Source organism: Staphylococcus sp. Mo2-1 (assembly GCF_046721385.1).
GTDB lineage: Bacteria > Bacillota > Bacilli > Staphylococcales > Staphylococcaceae > Staphylococcus > Staphylococcus equorum_A.
This window is the reverse complement of the sequence record NZ_JBEUUK010000001.1, coordinates 2,666,637-2,683,226: the sequence shown is the minus strand read 5'-3', so window position 1 is coordinate 2,683,226 and position 16,590 is coordinate 2,666,637. Positions and strand designations below refer to the sequence as shown.

Genomic DNA, 16,590 nt, shown 5'->3' with positions numbered 1-16,590 from the left:
CTCAACAAAGGAGTTTTAACTTGAATAAAGACCGTTTTGATCAAATTGCTCAAAAGTACGATGGCCCGAGTAGAATATATCTTGCCGATACAATTGCAGCCGAAGTGAAAAAGGTGTTCGAAAACACTTCATATCAGTCACTATTAGATTATGGTGGCGGCACTGGTCTAGTAACATTAAATATAGAGCGTCATTTTGACGAAGTCACAATGATGGATGCTCGCACCTCAAATGATCAAGGTGTTTGAAAGCAAAATTGCTGAACTAGGCAAAACACAGATTCACGCATATGTAGGTGATATTCTTTCAGATGAAACACAGATTAACGCTACCTATGATGTAGTTTTCCTTTCATTAGTACTACTTCACAGCGGTGATTACAAAGCATTATTAACAGCGTTACGTGCGAAATTAAATCCTGGTGGTCTGCTCGTTCTTGTTGATTTTAATAAGAATGAAAATGTATATCATCCAAAAGTCTATAATGGCTTTGAACAAACGGATATCCAGCAACTATTTACTGAATTAGGTTTAACACATGTCCAATCACACACATTTTATGAAGGTGAAAATATATTTATGAATAAAGATGCGAGTTTATTTATTGCAACTGGCCGTTCATAATTTGTTATACAAAAAAGAGAACTTCCGGCTATTGGAAGTTCTCTCAGAACGTAGACCATCTTTGTTGATTCATTTCTTTATTTAACACTTATTAGAAACGGAAGTTCTCTTTTTGTTAATTCAGTTATATCTTCGTTTTAGAAAATGGCAGTGATTTGGGCTGACTCCTGCGGGGAAAGCACTAGTCGAAGACTACAGGCTGAGGCTGTGCCCGCGGAAAGCATGTACAAAAACTGCCAATAAAGTCAGAGACTTTAAGAGCACTTCCAACTATTGGAAGTTCGTTTTTTTATGATTGCATCACTGCTTTTAAATTTTCTTTTTCAATATCTGACAAAAAGGCATATTCGATTGCTCTTAAGTTGATAAATTCAATCTGTTCGACTGAAATCAATTGATGTTTCATTAATAACGCATACTCTTCATTTAGTGAAGTTTGAGTGACCGTACGATTATCCGTGTTAATAATAAAAGGTATATCCTGCTCTAGCAAATAAGGTATGTTTAATTCTGTTAAATCTTTTATCGCTTTCGTTTGAACATTACTTTTCGGACACATTTCTAACATCACATTGTTTCGCTTTATTTCTTGTAACGCAGCTTCATTTTCATTAATGGCAACACCATGACCCACACGTTTTGCGCCTAATTTAATAGACTCCATAACATTATGCATACATCCACATTCACCGGCGTGTAAAGTGAGATTAAACCCTTTATCTAAACCGTATTGAATTGTGGTACGAATATCTTCCGGTGGAAATGCTTGCTTCCGGACCTGCAAAATCAATCCCACGCACCACTTCACTATCTCTCTGCTCAAGATAATCGAAAAGCGCTTCATTCACTGTAGCTTCATGCTGTCTCATTGCACAAACCAATAAATTAATTTTGATATCCATCGTTTCTGTTGCAAGTTGGACGCCCGCTTCGACTGCTTTCAATACATCTGCTAACGACAAGTCGTGTTCAGTATGCAATAACGGTGCAAAGCGAATTTCTATATACTTTATATTATCTTTACTCGCTTGTTGCGCAACATCTAAGACAGCTCTTTTGAGACTATCTTTTGTCTGTAGCACTTTTAATATTTCATCAAAACACTGCAAATATTCATCTAGGCTTTCACAATTTTCACTTACGAGCAAACGGGGTTCTTTTAAAACTATATTTTGTTCAGAAGCAAGTTGCTTGATTAACGCTATACTTGTAGAACCATCGAGATGACAATGAAGTTCTACTTTAGATATATCTTGTATGGTTTTATTCATGTCCGAAACCTTCCTTACTTCCAATATGTCACTATAATTATATTTTACTGTAGACACAAAGAAAGATTTTATTAGAAATTAATTCATATACTATAACATGATTATTTTAACATGACCATAAAACCCTCTACATTAAAGACAGATGCTAATCAATTATAAATCGCTTATGCCCTTTAATTTATTATAGTTTTCCAAAATAACCCAAAATTGTTAATGTTATACCTAAGCCTATAAAGCATGTGAACAATATAACTACAATCACTTTGAACTCTAGCATAAAATAACTTCTATCTTGTCCTTTATTTACTAGGAAAACACCACAAAACACTACTAAGATCAATATAATAAGCAAACTATAAGCAATTATATTTAAGATTTCCATCCATATTCCCCTTTCGTGTTTTATCTTTATTTAATACTTAAATCAACACACCACAAGATTTAACTCATCTATCTAAATATATTGATACACTTTCAAATAGTTAACAATTTTATTTACAGATTGCTCGATACTATCTTTTTCTGTATCTATGACTATTTCTGGCGTTTCTGGTGTTTCATAAGGTGCACTAATACCTGTAAATCCAGCAATTTCTCCACTTCTAGCTTTCTGATACAATCCCTTAGGATCTCTCGCTTCACATTCCTCGAGACTGCATAATGTATGCACTTCTATAAATTCGTCCTTTTGTAATAAGCTACGTACCGTGTCACGATCCGCTTGATAAGGTGAAATAAATGCAGAAACAGTGATTAACCCTGCATCTACCATTAACTTTCCTACTTCGCCAATCCGTCTAATATTTTCTGTACGGTCTTCTGGACTAAACCCAAGATTATTGTTAAGTCCATGTCTGATATTATCTCCATCTAATCTATACGTATGTATCTGGCGTTGAAACAATGCTTTTTCTAACGCAACAGACACCGTCGATTTACCAGACCCTGATAATCCAGTAAACCAAATCAATACACTTTTGTGGTCGTTACGGCGTTGTCTTTCTTCTTTTTTAACTTCGGATTCATGCCATGTAATATGTTGAGATGTGTTCATTCACTTCACTCCTTTAAATTATTGCTCTTGCAAGCCTTTAATCAATACTTCTGCTACTTCTGGTCTTGAAAATGCCTTAGGTAGTGATTCTCCATTTTTAAGCTTTTCACGAACTTTTGTACCACTCAAATGTAAATGTGAGGAAGCGTCATGTGGACATGTTTTTGCAGTCGCCATATTTTCACAAGTTTTGCAGTAAAACGCATGTTCGAATTTCAAAATTTGTATTCCTAACTCTGCTTCATATTTAGAAATAAGCTCTTGTGCTTCATAAGTACCATAGTAGTTACCTACACCAGCATGATCGCGTCCAACAATAAAATGTGTACAGCCATAATTTTTTCTTACTGTCGCATGTAATATTGCCTCTCGTGGACCAGCATAGCGCATTGCCGCAGGATAAATGACTAAGCGTGCTTTATTTTCCGGGTAATAATTATTAAGAATGACTTCATAACTCTCCATGCGTACAGCAGCTGGAATATCGTCAGATTTTGTCTCTCCAACTAATGGATTCAATAATAGTCCATCAACAGATTCTAAAGCTGCTTTTTGTATGTACTCGTGTGCTCTATGTACTGGATTTCTTGTTTGGAATCCTACAACTGTCTTCCAATTCAAGTCATTAAATAATTGTCTCGTTTCAGCGGGATCTAAATGATAATCTACAAAATCGTCATGCTTTGGTCGATCTAGTAAATAGATTGGTCCAGCAAGATAGACATTCCCTTTTTCATATACTTTCTTCACACCAGGGTGGTCAATGTCTGTAGTACCATATACACGTTGTGCTTCTTTCTCTTTGTCGTACGTATATTTTTCCTCTAATTCAAGTACGCCATATAAATGCTCGTCTTCACCATATAATGCGACACGTGTTCCTATCTCTAGTTGCTTTGCTTTATCTTCAGTTACAGGTAAAGTGATGGGAATACTCCACACTAAGCCATTACTTAAATGTAAGTCTTCTACTACATTTGTATAGTCTGCTTCATTCATAAATCCTGTTAACGGACTGAACCCACCAATACCAATAAGCTCTAAATCTGACAAACTCCATGGATTCAGTGTAATAGTAGATAATGATTTCGACTCGGCCAATAATTCCTTTTTTAGTAAGTCACTCACTTCTCTGTTAATGAGTTTCCCACCATGTGCTTCAATCGTATTTGCAATTGATTCTGTTGTTAATGTCATACTTATACACTTCCTTTATGTTTTAATCTAGTTCATTCGTGTTTGCTTTATTTTTAGAAATTGAAAATGATAATTTTTTATTTTGATATAACGCATAAGTAATTAAAATAATCCAAATGACAATAAGCGATACTTTAATTGTTATGGATATTACTGGTGTTGGGTCAAAAACGCTGATTAAAGAACTACTATTAGTAAAGATAATCAAACCACTTACGCAAACCGCTAAGATATTCACCGGTAAAATTTTAACAAGCCAAGTCGCGAAAGGTGCTGCAATCAACCCTCCAATACTCAATGAAACCACTAAACCTAAATTAATCTGACTCCAACCTAAAAAGATAATAAAGCTAATTGATGCTGAGAGTGCCACGAAAAATTCACTCGCAGACACGGTACCAATTGCATATCTTGGCTCTAACTTTTTTTGAGCTAATAACAATGGTGTGTTGACTGGCCCCCAGCCCCCGCCACCAATTGAATCAAGGAAACCTGCAATTGCGCCTTGTGGAATCATAGCGTAACGCCCTATTTTACTTGCATCTTTTTGTACTTGGTTGTCTTTTTTAAATAAAAATTGGTATAAAATGTAAAAACCCATAGTTAATAAAAACACAGCAATAAAAGGCTTAATTAAATTACTATGTATATGACTTAAAAACGCCGCTCCAATAAATGCTGTAATTGCGCCTGGAATTGCTAATTTAATCATTGTCGGCTTGTGCACATTTTCAAACTTCCAGTGTGCTGTGCCAGAAGCAGCAGTTGTTGCAACTTCAGCAAAATGAATCGTTGCAGATGCGATTGCTCGGCGCTATACCGAAAGTTAATAATATTGAGGAAGAAGATGCACCGAATCCCATACCAAGGGAACCATCTATCAATTGTGCGAGAAATCCTGCAAGTGCGAAGATAAATAACTTATACATGTGTCATACTCCTTCCGAATTGTGTTTAATTCAGTGAATCAAGCCATTTAACCACATCTCTTTGGTTATCTTTTTCCAAATAACGATCTGCTAAAATTGATTTCAAAAATCTTTGCTTTTCTAATGAAGATAACGAACTCCGTTTAACGCGTTGTCTACATTCATATAAGAAATCTACATACACTTCATAACGACTCGTAAACTGTTGTTGAAATTCAGCGAGAATTTGTGCTGTAAGCGCTGGGCTTGCACCGTTTGTAGAAATACTTAATGTCAACTTGCCACGTCGTAATATGCTTGGAAATACCACATCACCTGAGGTCGATGCTCCAGCCATATTTATCATTGCGTGACTTGGTTTATGTTGCAATACACATTGATTTGTAGATGCGCTATTTGTCGCTACAACAATGAAATCTGCCTGCTGGATATCGTTAATTTCAAATAATTTTTCACTCCATTTTATTGCTGAGTGTTGAACCATATCTTTCAAATTTTCAGTAATAGTGGGGCTAATCACATGAATGTCTTTGGCATAATTGACTAAAGTATTCACTCTTCGTTCTGCAACTTTACCCCCGCCAATTACAAAGACTTTCTTATTTGAAATATCAATCATGAGTGGAATCAATGGCATTATGTCACTCCTTACTATCTTGAGTACTTAAGACTGTTACTGGTTTACAGTTTCAAATGTTGCTTCTACACGTTCTTTTAATGCAATTTGTAAATGACTATGGTTGCCAAGTCGGTCACACAGTACAATGCCATGCTCTACTTGATAGTCATCTATAGTTGTTGCTATGTGACGTTCTAAAATACCTGTAAACCACAAATATGGAACTACAAATATTTGTGAATGTGCTTTATTGACTGCATCTTGAAGCGCTTCTTCAAATGAAGGCCCACACGCAGCCAAATAACACACTTCGATGTCTAAATGAATATTTTTATCTTGTAACTGCGCTTTGATTGTCGAGAGGTCTTTTTGTGTTTGAGGATTATAACTCCCCCTGCCCACGATCAATACTTTCGCATCCATATTAGGTGTCATATGTGTTTCTTCAATTCTTTGATGTAGTATTTCAGTTAACCGGCGTTGTACCCCTAATGGTTTTCCATAAGAAACTTTGACATGTGGGTACATTTGCTGATTTCGTTGAATTTCTGTCGGTATATCTTTGAAATAATGTCCTGCGCTTAGTAAAAGTACGGGTATCACAGAAATTTCAGTTGCTCCTTTATTAACTAATCGCTGAAAACCTTGTGACACATTAGGCAGTGTTAATTCTAAGAAGCATGTTTCTTGTAATGGCACATCGATTTGATTTTTAACTGATTCAATAAAGTTCACAGCTTCTGTAACAGCTTCATCTACCCTACTACCGTGACTGACATATAAGACGCCTCGCATACTAAGACCTCCCTCTATTGATATGTTAAATTCGCAAGTGACGCTTCTGATTGTCCCGCTTCAAACCAACTGATATGTTCTCTTAATTTGACCACTTCGCCTACGACAATCATTGTTGGGTTTTCAATATCTTTGGCAACTTCCACAATGTTCATCAAGTTACCAACCACTGTCTTTTGATTCTCTGATGTACCAAGCTGAACCAAAGCAACCGGTGTATCAATGGGACGTCCATGTTTAATCAATAGTTCACTAATTTCTGGTAATTTTTTGACACCCATATAAATGCACAGTGTTTCTGGACCGAGAGCAAGATGTTTCCAATACGAATCTTTATCTATATTCTTATTAATCACACCTGTAACAAAGGCAACAGATGAACTATAATCTCTATGTGTAACGGGGATACCTGCATATGCAGGTGCTCGCGATACCTGATGTAATACCTGGCACAATTTCAAATGGAATTTGATGTTCTGCTAAAATTTCTGCTTCTTCTCCACCTCTTCCAAAAATAAAAGGATCTCCACCTTTTAATCTTGTAATGGTTTGACCTTTTTTCGCAAAATTCACTAACAACTTATTCGTATCTTCTTGTGATAAAGAATGACGATAAGGGTCTTTCCCACAATACATAAACTTCGCTTGCGGCGATGCATGACTTAATAACTTTTTGTTTACTAGTCGATCATATAAAATGATGTCTGCTTGTTGAATCGCTTTTAATCCCTTTACTGTGATTAAATCAGGATCGCCTGGACCCGCGCCTACTAAAAATACTTTGCCCATCTTGACACCACCTTCTCAATTTATTAGCTATGAAATACTTGACCGTCCTTAACCTCGGCTACGATGCCCGCACGTATGACGAAATCACCAAAATGTTCACCCTCGTTTCTTTCTTTCGCATATTGGATTAATATAGGTCTCAAGCTTTCTAAAATCTCAGCTTCTGCTATATTTTCTTTGAAAATTTTATTTAATCTATCGCCTGTAAAGCCGCCACCCAAGTACATGTTATATTTTCCTGGGCCCTTACCTATAAATGCAATTTCTGCTAATGCGGGTCTGGCACATCCGTTAGGGCAACCTGTCATTCGAATCGTAATTTCTTCGTCGTTTAATCCTGCTTCATCTAATAATTCTTCGATTTTTCCAATAAGTGATGGTAAATAACGTTCGGATTCAGCCATCGCTAAACCACAAGTCGGAAAAGCAACACACGCCATAGAGTTTCGTCTTAAGCCTGTATAATGTTCGCCATCTGTCAGACTATATTCTGAGATGATTTTTTCTATCTTTGGCTTTTCACTGTCAGAAACATGCGCAATAACTAAATTTTGGTTAGGGGTTAGTCTAAAATCACCTTTATGGATTTGAGCAATTTCTCTTAACGCTGTTTTTAATTTATAGTCATCCGTATCTTTGACTCGTCCATTTTGTATAAATAGCGTGAAGTGCCATTTACCGCTGCCTTCTGTCCAACCATAGCGATCTCCATTATGGTCAAAATGATATGGTCGTTCACTTTCTAATTGCCATCCAAGACGTGCGTTTAATTCATTTTTAACCCACTCTACGCCTTTGCGATCTACTGTATATTTAAAACGTGCGTTCGTACGGTCTTCACGATTACCATGGTCTCGTTGAATTGTTAATATTTTTTCACAAACGTCCACAACTTCTGCTTTAGGAAAATAGCCAATCAGCCGACCTACTTGAGGATAGGTAGCTGTATTGCCATGTTTCATTCCCATGCCACCACCAATCGTTACATTGAAACCGACGAGTTCGTCTTGTTCTATAATGGCAATCAAACCAACATCTTGTGAATAAACATCGATATCATTCGAAGGTGGCACTGCAATACCAATCTTAAATTTACGTGGAAGATATGTTTTACCGTACATTGGCTCAGGTTCTGCATCACTCGTATCTAATACTTTCTCACCATCTAACCAAATTTCGTGATAGGCTTGCGTCTTCGGTGACAAGTGTCGACTGATGTCATTCGCAATTTGATTAATTTCACCATGTACATGAGACTGATAAGGATTCGGATTACACATCACATTACGATTCACGTCACCACAGGTCGCTAAAGAATCTAGTAATGCCTGATTTATACTTTGCATAGAACTTTTTAAATTTTTCTTTAAAATGCCATGAAATTGAAATGCTTGTCTTGTCGTAAGTTTGATTGTTCCATTGGCATAAGTATTCGCAATATCGTCCATCGCAATCCACTGTTCAGCCGTTGAAGCACCGCCTGGCGCACGTACTCTGATCATGAAACTGTATGCCGGTTCTAATTTTTGCTTACGACGTTCATCTCTAATATCTCGGTCGTCCTGCATATAACTGCCATGAAACTTTAAAAGTTTTGTATCATCTTCTGTAATCGAACCAGTAATTCTATCTGCTAAACCTTCAACAATCGTGCCACGGAGATAATTACTATGCTCTTTGATACGTTCTAATTCATCGAGTTTGTCAGAAAAACTCACATTCGTTTCAGCCATACATCATCCCTACCTCTCTTTTAATAAACATCTCTTTGATAACGTTTTTCTTTTTTCATTTGTGTAAGATACGCTTCGGCATCTGTTTCAGACATGCCGCCTTCTTGTTCTAATACGTAGCGAATCGTTTCATGCACATCTTTAGCCATTTGTTTTTCATCACCACATATATATAATGCGGCGCCATTCATTATCCATTCGTAAAATGTTGCACTTTGTTCAGCAATACGATGTTGCACATAAATTTTTTCTTCTGAATCGCGTGAAAATGCTACATCTAATTTGCTTAATACATCATCTTTTAACCAAGTTTGCCATTCTGTTTGATATAAAAAATCTGTAGTAAAGTACTGTTCTCCGAAAAACAGCCATGTATTACCAGTTAATCCAAGTTCCTCTCGCTCTTGAAGATATGATCTAAATGGTGCAACTCCGGTACCTGGGCCAATCATTATTACAGGTATTTCTTCGTTAAATGGAAATTTAAAATTAGGATTCTTCTTCAAATAAATTGGTATACTATCTCCGGGTTGTAAGCGTTCGGCTAATTGTACGGAACAAACACCATCACGTTCACGTTCGTGAGCCTCATACCTTACTGCACCGACTGTAATATGCACTTCATCTGGATTTGCTTGAAAACTACTTGCGATAGAATACTCTCGCGGTGGTAACTTTCTTAACAATTGATGTAATGACTGTGAATTAAATTGACTCGGTGGAAAATCTGTTAATAAATCGATTAAATCTCGACCTTCTATGTAACTTTGTATCCATAACGTATCCTCTACTTGCTCGGTTAATGTCGTATTTTCAAATAACGTTGAGGCTTTTAGCACTAAGTTCTTTGTTAATTTAGTAATTTCAAAATGATCTCGTAATGCTTCTTCGAGCGTGAGCTTGTCACCATTCGAATTAATAGCAATTTCGTCTTGAGCATGCCAACCTAAAGTTTCAATAAGTAATGCCACAATATTCGGATTATTTTGTGGCACTACGACTAAGCAATCACCTGGTTCATATGTCTCACCATAGTCATCTAGTAAAAACTCAATATGCCTTACTTCCTTGTTAGATCCTCGGCCATTCAAATTAATGTTCTCCAATACTTCTGCTTCATATGGATTCGACTTGGAATAACGCTTTTCTTTTGTAGCCTGTGCTGTTTCTGCTAGTATTACTGATTCTTTGTGACTCGATGATTGGTTGAGTTGTTGAATATTTTCATTCATCCAGGCTTCAGCTTGCTCATCAAAATCTAAATCACAATCACGTCTTGCTACTAAACGTTCGCCGCCTAATTCTAAAAATCTAGCATCAAAGTCTTTCCCTGTTTGGCAAAAGAACTCATATGATTCATCTCCAAGAGCAAGTACTGAATAACGTACACCTTCTAATTTAGGCGCTTTTCTGCCATGTAAAAATTCATGAAATGTAAGTGCATTATCTGGTGGATCACCTTCACCATGCGTAGCTGAAATCACAAATAAATCTTCTACTTTTTTCAAGTCTTTAGGTTTAAACTCGTCCATTGCAGTCAATTTCACAGTGTAGTTATGTTCTACTAATCGATCTGCAAAAATTTCTGCCAAACTTTGCGCATTACCAGTTTCTGAGCCATAAAGTATTGTTATATTTCTATCAACATTGTCTTCTGACTCACTGTTTAATACATATTCTGCTACTTGCTGTGGGGCTTCAGCATCACTGACTAAAGTGTTTTGATATGCTGAAAGATAACCACTCAACCAAACTTTTTGTTCTGTGGTTAAAATGCTAACGACCTGATTGAGTTGGTCTGCTTGATGCTCATTAAATGGACTATTTGATACAGATAAATTCACCGCAAGTTCACCTCTTTTTTGTTTTTATGGGAGTGGGACAGAAATCTAATTTTTCTAATAAGATTTCGTTGTATGAGCCCAGACCGACAAGGATGACTAGAAAATGAAATACAAGGGCTGAAGCTCCTCGCATAAGCATATTTTCAATTCAGTCAGCTATTGCCAATTTAATAATTGAGTTTGATATATATATTCATGTCCTAAGCTCATGTCTGAAAAACAGCTCTATATCTTACTCATAATATATTTATTGAATAAATAATGCTTTCATTCTATACATATCCGATGTGTATACTAAGGATTAATAGTAAAAAAAGAATCTTAATCTAAATTATGGTTTTTCAGTAGTATGAAGACCACATTCTGTCTTGTTAGAATTACTCCATCTACCTTCCCTTGAGTCTCCGGAAGTTGAAACTGCTGATGTACAAGGTATGCAGCCAATACTCGGAAAATTAAAATCATGTAGTTCGTTATAATGTAAATCATGTTTTTTAATATAATGCCATACATCATCCCAGGTCCAATGAATAAGCGGGCACACTTTTACTGATTTAAATCTTTCATCTTTGTTTACATAATTTGTAAATTGACGACTTGGCGATTGTTCTCTACGCAATCCTGAAACCCAAGCTGTAGCACCTGATAGCACTTCTTCCAGTGGCTTAATTTTACGTATGTAACAACATTGATTAGGATCATTTTTCCAAAGTGCAGAATTGAATTGCTCTGACTGTTCATCTAGTGTTAATTCTGGCTTTTTAAGCTTGATATTCAGTTCTGGATAACGCGTTTTGACTCTATCGATTAAATCATAGGTTTGTTGAAAATGAAGATCTGTATCTAAAAATACGATTTCAGCATTTTTTCTAACACTATAAATCAAATCAATTAAAATCATGCCTTCCGCACCAAAGCTACATGCATAAACAATCGAATCACCATACGTTTCATATGCCCATGCGATAACCTGACGTGCACCTTTAGTTTCATCTGAAATATCTAAGTCACTAAAAGCGTCGGTTTTAAAGTGCTCATATGTTATTTTTTCCTCTGACATTAATGGGTTCATCCCCTTTTCTTTAATGTGCTGTGTTTAAAATTCATATCATTTTTAGTCTTTAGAATTATTCGAAAATAATTATGATACATACTTTACTCATTGTAATTTTTTATGTCAAGCGTACTTTTAAACTATAGTTTCTATTAAAAACAGTATAATTTCGTGAAATGTAAGCGCTTAACATAGCGTGTTCAAAATGTTTTTGATAATTATTTTTAAATAATAATTATAATAATGTAATTTTCATTAACAACGTTGTAAAACACGTTACATCAACATTTCTTATTTTTTAAAAATATTTTTCTTATTTTAATTTTTATAAGATCATAATTTATTTTTAATCAAATGACAAAAACGCCAATAACAATTAAATGTCATTGGCGCTAGTTCATAAAATAAATTCAATTTTATCTAATAATTATGCTGAAAAACTAAGTCTTGGAATAAATGTTTCGAAATGAATATTATCCATTGGCACGCCAATTGTTTGTAATTCAGAAATCATTGCTTTTAAGAATGAATCGCCACCACAAATATAAATTTCTGTTTCATTATCTACATATTGTTGTAGTTGTGCTACTTCAATAAAGCCGTCTTCATCACGGAAATGTGTGTCAAAACGTGCAAATGAAGCGCGATCAGAAATATCGTTTAATTTGTTTTCAAAAGCGACATTTTGCGCATTAGATGTTGATTGTAAGAATGTTGACTCTAAACCTGCGTCGACCGCTTCTTTATACATAGAGACAAGTGGCGTAACGCCCACACCTGAACCTAAGAATAATTGTTTATTTTCTTTATTCGCTAAAGCAAAACCACCTACTGGCGCAGATAAGCTTAACGTATCTCCAACTGACACTTCATCGTGTAGAATTGTTGATACTTCACCTTCATGCGCTTCAGTAACATCTTTTCTAACTCCAAATGTTAAGAAGTCTTTACCACCATCAACGATAGAGTAATGTCTCTTAGCTTGGTAAGGTAGTTTTTCACTCGTAATATCTACAGTAATATATTGACCAGGAACAAATTGACTTAAATCAATATCCTCTGATTGAATTGTAAATGCTTTAATAATCTCAGTTTCTTCAGTGATTTCAGTAACTTCAAATGGTTTGAAACCATCCCAAGCCATATTGCTGTAAACTTCTTTTTCTAAACCGATAAACGCATCAGCAATTTCTCCATAAGCTTTAATCCATGTTTGGATAATTGGATCTTCATCTTCAAGACCAGTCACTTCTTCAATCGCCCATATTAAATTTTCACCAACAATTGGGTAATGTTCGGGTTTAACTTGTAATGCACAGTGTTTGTATACAACAGGCATAATCGCTGGAACAATCGGTGACAAATCTTCGATGTTTTCAGCTGTTGCTAATACAGCCATTGCAAGTGCTGAAGATTGTAATCCTCTTTTTTGGTTAGTTTGATTAAATACATTTTTTAATTCTGGATGTTGTTCAAAGAGTCTCTTATAAAAAATTGATGTAATCGTTTGTCCTTTATCTTTTAGTAATGGCACTGTTTCTTTAATTGTTTGTATCTCTTCTTGAGTTAACATATTGGCCCTCCTAATATTTTGTATATATCCATTATTATACGAACTTCAATTACTTACAATAAATTGAAACTTATTTCACACAACATTCACATTCTATATTCATAAATTTGTAATTATTTTCCGTTTTTTAAAAATAAACAAATGCGCATAACATGAATTTAAAACTTATACTACTCAAAGACTTATATTTTAAACTAATAAATTCTCCTTTAAAATATGTTATTAATTGAATTTACTTTTTTTCAAGATTAGTATATGTAATGGATACAAAAGACAAGTAGGAGGCTTTACTTTGAAATTTTCAAAAATAGTAAATGCAATGATTTTGGATATGGAAGATAATGAACCATTTTTAGGCACGCTAATATTAAATGACGGTGTCATCTCTGACATTGTGCCACAAGAAGATATCGTAGAAGATGACAGTGCGCTAGACTTGGAACAACAATGGATTACACCTGGTTTTATAGATACGCACAGTCATCCGACAGGCTATGGTTCAACAAAATTAATGGTAGATTGTGCTTGCTTCTGACATTCTAAACATCACAGACTTAATTAATAAATTTAATGACAATAAGCATAGCTTAACTAACAGCGGTTGGTTGATAGGTTACGGTTATAATGAAAAAGCTTTAACCGAACAACGTCATCCTAATCGCTTTGACTTAGACCAAATTTCTCAGGATACTGCAATTGCGATTATGCATTACTCTGGTCATATGGCTACTGTAAATACCAAGGCACTTGAAGTTATGGGTGTTAACCTAACAGACGATAATCCAGAAGGTGGTTATTACCAACGAGATTCAGAAGGCTATGTCAACGGTGTGCTTATTGAATTGCCGACTACTGTTAAATTAAGAGCAAGCACTACCTAAATCTACAGCAGATAGTTTCGCTTATAGTATGAATTTAGCAATTGATGATTATGTAAAAAATGGTATAACGAATACGTCTGATTTACTCATCGGCGGTAATGGCTACACAGACTATGAAGGCATATTAACATTTTTAAACGCACCTCAACGTATCCGCACACGTCGGGTGATTACGCATGAATTATTGGAAAAACATCCTGAATTTAAAGACGTCCATGCCGAAACACTTGATCGTACTTTTCAACAGCAAAGTGATCGTATGAGTCATTTAGGCGGCGTAAAATTCTTTAATGACGGATCTATTCAATTACAAACTGCTTCTATAAGAGGTACTTACTTAGATGGCGCAACACCACCTGAACCTTTAATGTCACAAGATGTGATGACAGAAAAATTCAAACATTTTCAGCAATTAGGCTTTAATATTATTACCCACGCAAATGGTGATTATGCAGCCCAAACTGTGATAGAAGCTTATAAGGATACAGCGACGTATAAAACAAACGCTTTGCGCAATAGAGTTGAACATTTACAAACAGTAACGCGTTCAGATATTAAAGAAATGGCAGCGCATGATATTGGAGGTTCTTTCTTTATTAATCATGTGTATTATTTTGGTGACTTACACCGTGATGTCTTTTTAGGCAGCGATAAAGCGCAAAATTTAGACCCAGTTAAATGGGCAGAAGATGAAAACATGGTGTTTACTTTGCATACGGATGCGCCAGTGACACCAATTTCTCCTTTAGAATCTATTCAGATTGCTGTTGAAAGAAAAACTAAAAACGGTGAGATACTTGGTGCCCACCAACGTTTATCTCGCAGCTCCACATATAAAAAGATGACTGCAGATGCGGCGCGTTTAAATCATACAGAAGACTACGAAGGTACAATTAAAGTTGGACATGTTGCAGACTTTGTCATACTGAATCGTAATCCTCTCGAGGAAGATGTAACACTCGATAACAACTTAATTGAAGCAACGATTTGTAACGGTAAATTAGTCTATAAAAAATAGCAGCGCCCTATGGATGATGTGTATTGTTTGAAAGACTCCTTATGAGAATGGCATCCATCTCAATACCACAGTCTCAAACCATATCCACGGAAAGCGCGCACTACAATACGAAACATTGATATAAAAAAGGGCATGTTGAACTCAAAATTCAACATGTCCTTTTTTAGTGATGCTATATTTAACATTTATCAAAATGTTGACGAGTCGCATGAGGAACCGAGCACGAGCCAAAGACTGCAAGCTGAGTCAGTGTCCTAGGCAAATCAGTCTAAAATTACAGTGTTTTATTCCTCACATATGAAGTAAGTTAATCATTATTATATTTCTCATTTAATTGATGGATTAATCTTTTAAATTCAGCTTCTGATTTAAATTCAAAAGTGATGTTTCCTTTTTTATTATGTGTAGAAATAGAAACGGTTGAACCATATTGTTCTTTAAGTTGTCTTTCTTGTTGTTGAATAAACTTAGGTTTTGAAGCTGCTTTCTGTGTTTTCGTCTTTGTATTTTTTTCATTATAATTCTCATTTACGTATTGCTCTAAATAACGAACACTCCAAGACTCCCGGGAGACTTGCTTGGCGATTTGACGCATTTTTTGTACATCTTTTACAATTAATAAGGTACGTCCATGCGCACCAGATAGTGTACCTTCTCTTATCATATTCGATACGTCTTTAGGTAATTGTAGTAAGCGTAGCATGTTCGCAATATAAGGTCTAGATTTACTTAAACGCTCTGCAACTTCTTGTTGGGTTAGCTTTAAATCATCCATTAATTGACGATAGCTTTCTGCTTCTTCAATGACATTGAGATCTTCGCGTTGTAAATTCTCAATAATGGCAAGTTCCATCATATCTTCATCAGTTAGTGCTTTAACAATTGCGGGCACTTCTGTTAACCCTGCTATTTTTGCCGCTCGGTAACGTCGTTCACCTACTACAATGTGATAACCCGTAATAGTCTTTCTTAATACGATAGGTTGTAAAATACCGTGAAGTTTAATCGATTTTGCTAAGTCATTTAAACGTTCCTCATCAAATGTTTTACGTGGTTGATAAGGGTTCGCTTTAATAGTCGTTACTTTAACTTGTTGAATTTGAGCATCTTCTTCTAATTGTAATCTATGATCTTTTGAATTTTCGATTATCATACACCTACTTTCCTCATCCAATATCTCTTTACGTATTTAATATATTCACAGTATAT

General features: G+C 35.5%; 15 protein-coding genes and 3 pseudogenes. 5 read left to right on the top strand and 13 right to left on the bottom strand.

The genetic code is table 11. The features are described 5' to 3' along the window. The first annotated feature begins 20 nt into the window (after nt 1-20). Together ABLV95_RS13655 and ABLV95_RS13650 are read left to right on the top strand one after the other, a co-directional pair. A complete protein-coding gene (locus tag ABLV95_RS13655) occupies nt 21-248 on the top strand; it encodes a hypothetical protein (RefSeq protein ID WP_460875981.1) in 228 nt (75 codons plus the stop codon). Beyond that, nucleotides 217-624 (top strand): class I SAM-dependent methyltransferase, encoded by a 408-nt coding sequence (locus ABLV95_RS13650; RefSeq protein ID WP_460872267.1) that lies wholly within the window; start codon nt 217-219, stop codon nt 622-624. Before ABLV95_RS13655 ends, ABLV95_RS13650 begins: the two co-directional genes overlap by 32 nt. A gap of 289 nt (nt 625-913) precedes the next feature. On the opposite strand, the pseudogene add reads toward ABLV95_RS13650, so the two are convergent. The 12 genes and pseudogenes from add to ABLV95_RS13590 form a co-directional block, all read right to left on the bottom strand. Then, nucleotides 914-1,895: pseudogene (gene add / locus ABLV95_RS13645) on the bottom strand (adenosine deaminase). A 181-nt stretch (nt 1,896-2,076) separates the two neighbouring features. Continuing rightward, nucleotides 2,077-2,277 carry a hypothetical protein gene (locus ABLV95_RS13640; RefSeq protein WP_069832263.1) on the bottom strand — a complete coding sequence of 67 codons (201 nt, stop codon included), beginning with the start codon at nt 2,275-2,277 and terminating at the stop codon, nt 2,077-2,079. Nucleotides 2,278-2,349: 72 nt separating this feature from the next. Further along, nucleotides 2,350-2,949 carry an adenylyl-sulfate kinase gene (cysC, locus tag ABLV95_RS13635; protein ID WP_427705596.1) on the bottom strand — a complete coding sequence of 200 codons (600 nt, stop codon included), beginning with the start codon at nt 2,947-2,949 and terminating at the stop codon, nt 2,350-2,352. Between the two features lie 18 nt (nt 2,950-2,967). Continuing rightward, nucleotides 2,968-4,146, bottom strand: a complete 1,179-nt coding sequence (gene sat / locus ABLV95_RS13630) for a sulfate adenylyltransferase (protein WP_069814896.1) — start codon at nt 4,144-4,146, stop codon at nt 2,968-2,970. 22 nt (nt 4,147-4,168) lie between these two features. Next, a pseudogene (locus ABLV95_RS13625) lies at nt 4,169-5,075 on the bottom strand (sulfite exporter TauE/SafE family protein). A gap of 25 nt (nt 5,076-5,100) precedes the next feature. Next, nucleotides 5,101-5,712 carry an NAD(P)-binding protein gene (locus ABLV95_RS13620; protein WP_427705599.1) on the bottom strand — a complete coding sequence of 204 codons (612 nt, stop codon included), beginning with the start codon at nt 5,710-5,712 and terminating at the stop codon, nt 5,101-5,103. Between the two features lie 36 nt (nt 5,713-5,748). Next, nucleotides 5,749-6,489, bottom strand: a complete 741-nt coding sequence (locus tag ABLV95_RS13615; RefSeq protein ID WP_427705602.1) for a sirohydrochlorin chelatase — start codon at nt 6,487-6,489, stop codon at nt 5,749-5,751. Between the two features lie 14 nt (nt 6,490-6,503). Next, a pseudogene (gene cobA, locus ABLV95_RS13610) lies at nt 6,504-7,278 on the bottom strand (uroporphyrinogen-III C-methyltransferase). 23 nt (nt 7,279-7,301) lie between these two features. Beyond that, complete coding sequence (gene cysI, locus ABLV95_RS13605; RefSeq protein WP_460875977.1) at nt 7,302-9,011, bottom strand: assimilatory sulfite reductase (NADPH) hemoprotein subunit; 1,710 nt, start codon at nt 9,009-9,011, stop codon at nt 7,302-7,304. Between the two features lie 20 nt (nt 9,012-9,031). Further along, nucleotides 9,032-10,855 (bottom strand): assimilatory sulfite reductase (NADPH) flavoprotein subunit, encoded by a 1,824-nt coding sequence (locus ABLV95_RS13600; protein WP_069814907.1) that lies wholly within the window; start codon nt 10,853-10,855, stop codon nt 9,032-9,034. Nucleotides 10,856-11,186: 331 nt separating this feature from the next. Beyond that, nucleotides 11,187-11,915: a phosphoadenylyl-sulfate reductase gene (locus ABLV95_RS13595; RefSeq protein ID WP_069814909.1), complete on the bottom strand. Its 729-nt coding sequence runs from the start codon at nt 11,913-11,915 to the stop codon at nt 11,187-11,189. A gap of 421 nt (nt 11,916-12,336) precedes the next feature. After that, nucleotides 12,337-13,482 carry a globin domain-containing protein gene (locus tag ABLV95_RS13590; RefSeq protein ID WP_460875975.1) on the bottom strand — a complete coding sequence of 382 codons (1,146 nt, stop codon included), beginning with the start codon at nt 13,480-13,482 and terminating at the stop codon, nt 12,337-12,339. Nucleotides 13,483-13,774: 292 nt separating this feature from the next. Between ABLV95_RS13590 and ABLV95_RS13585 the strand changes: the two genes are divergently transcribed. Genes ABLV95_RS13585 through ABLV95_RS13575 form a run of 3 tightly spaced genes read left to right on the top strand, consistent with a single transcriptional unit; the run spans nt 13,775 to nt 15,381 of the window. Next, nucleotides 13,775-14,017: a hypothetical protein gene (locus tag ABLV95_RS13585; RefSeq protein ID WP_460872263.1), complete on the top strand. Its 243-nt coding sequence runs from the start codon at nt 13,775-13,777 to the stop codon at nt 14,015-14,017. Then, on the top strand, nt 14,004-14,363 hold the full coding sequence (locus tag ABLV95_RS13580) for an amidohydrolase family protein (RefSeq protein ID WP_460875973.1): 360 nt from the start codon (nt 14,004-14,006) through the stop codon (nt 14,361-14,363). Before ABLV95_RS13585 ends, ABLV95_RS13580 begins: the two co-directional genes overlap by 14 nt. A gap of 28 nt (nt 14,364-14,391) precedes the next feature. Next, nucleotides 14,392-15,381 carry an amidohydrolase family protein gene (locus ABLV95_RS13575; RefSeq protein ID WP_460875971.1) on the top strand — a complete coding sequence of 330 codons (990 nt, stop codon included), beginning with the start codon at nt 14,392-14,394 and terminating at the stop codon, nt 15,379-15,381. Nucleotides 15,382-15,688: 307 nt separating this feature from the next. Here the strand turns inward: ABLV95_RS13575 and ABLV95_RS13570 are convergent, their stop codons facing one another. After that, nucleotides 15,689-16,534: a ParB/RepB/Spo0J family partition protein gene (locus tag ABLV95_RS13570; RefSeq protein WP_069814925.1), complete on the bottom strand. Its 846-nt coding sequence runs from the start codon at nt 16,532-16,534 to the stop codon at nt 15,689-15,691. Nucleotides 16,535-16,590 lie beyond the last annotated feature (56 nt).

Coding starts and splice junctions, on each gene's coding strand:
- ABLV95_RS13650 (WP_460872267.1), top strand. CDS start 217: ATGCTCGCACCTCAAATGATCAAGGTGTTTGAAAGCAAAATTGCTGAA.
- ABLV95_RS13640 (WP_069832263.1), bottom strand. CDS start 2,277: ATGGAAATCTTAAATATAATTGCTTATAGTTTGCTTATTATATTGATC.
- cysC (WP_427705596.1), bottom strand. CDS start 2,949: ATGAACACATCTCAACATATTACATGGCATGAATCCGAAGTTAAAAAA.
- sat (WP_069814896.1), bottom strand. CDS start 4,146: ATGACATTAACAACAGAATCAATTGCAAATACGATTGAAGCACATGGT.
- ABLV95_RS13620 (WP_427705599.1), bottom strand. CDS start 5,712: ATGCCATTGATTCCACTCATGATTGATATTTCAAATAAGAAAGTCTTT.
- ABLV95_RS13615 (WP_427705602.1), bottom strand. CDS start 6,489: ATGCGAGGCGTCTTATATGTCAGTCACGGTAGTAGGGTAGATGAAGCT.
- cysI (WP_460875977.1), bottom strand. CDS start 9,011: ATGGCTGAAACGAATGTGAGTTTTTCTGACAAACTCGATGAATTAGAA.
- ABLV95_RS13595 (WP_069814909.1), bottom strand. CDS start 11,915: ATGTCAGAGGAAAAAATAACATATGAGCACTTTAAAACCGACGCTTTT.
- ABLV95_RS13590 (WP_460875975.1), bottom strand. CDS start 13,482: ATGTTAACTCAAGAAGAGATACAAACAATTAAAGAAACAGTGCCATTA.
- ABLV95_RS13575 (WP_460875971.1), top strand. CDS start 14,392: ATGAATTTAGCAATTGATGATTATGTAAAAAATGGTATAACGAATACG.
- ABLV95_RS13570 (WP_069814925.1), bottom strand. CDS start 16,534: ATGATAATCGAAAATTCAAAAGATCATAGATTACAATTAGAAGAAGAT.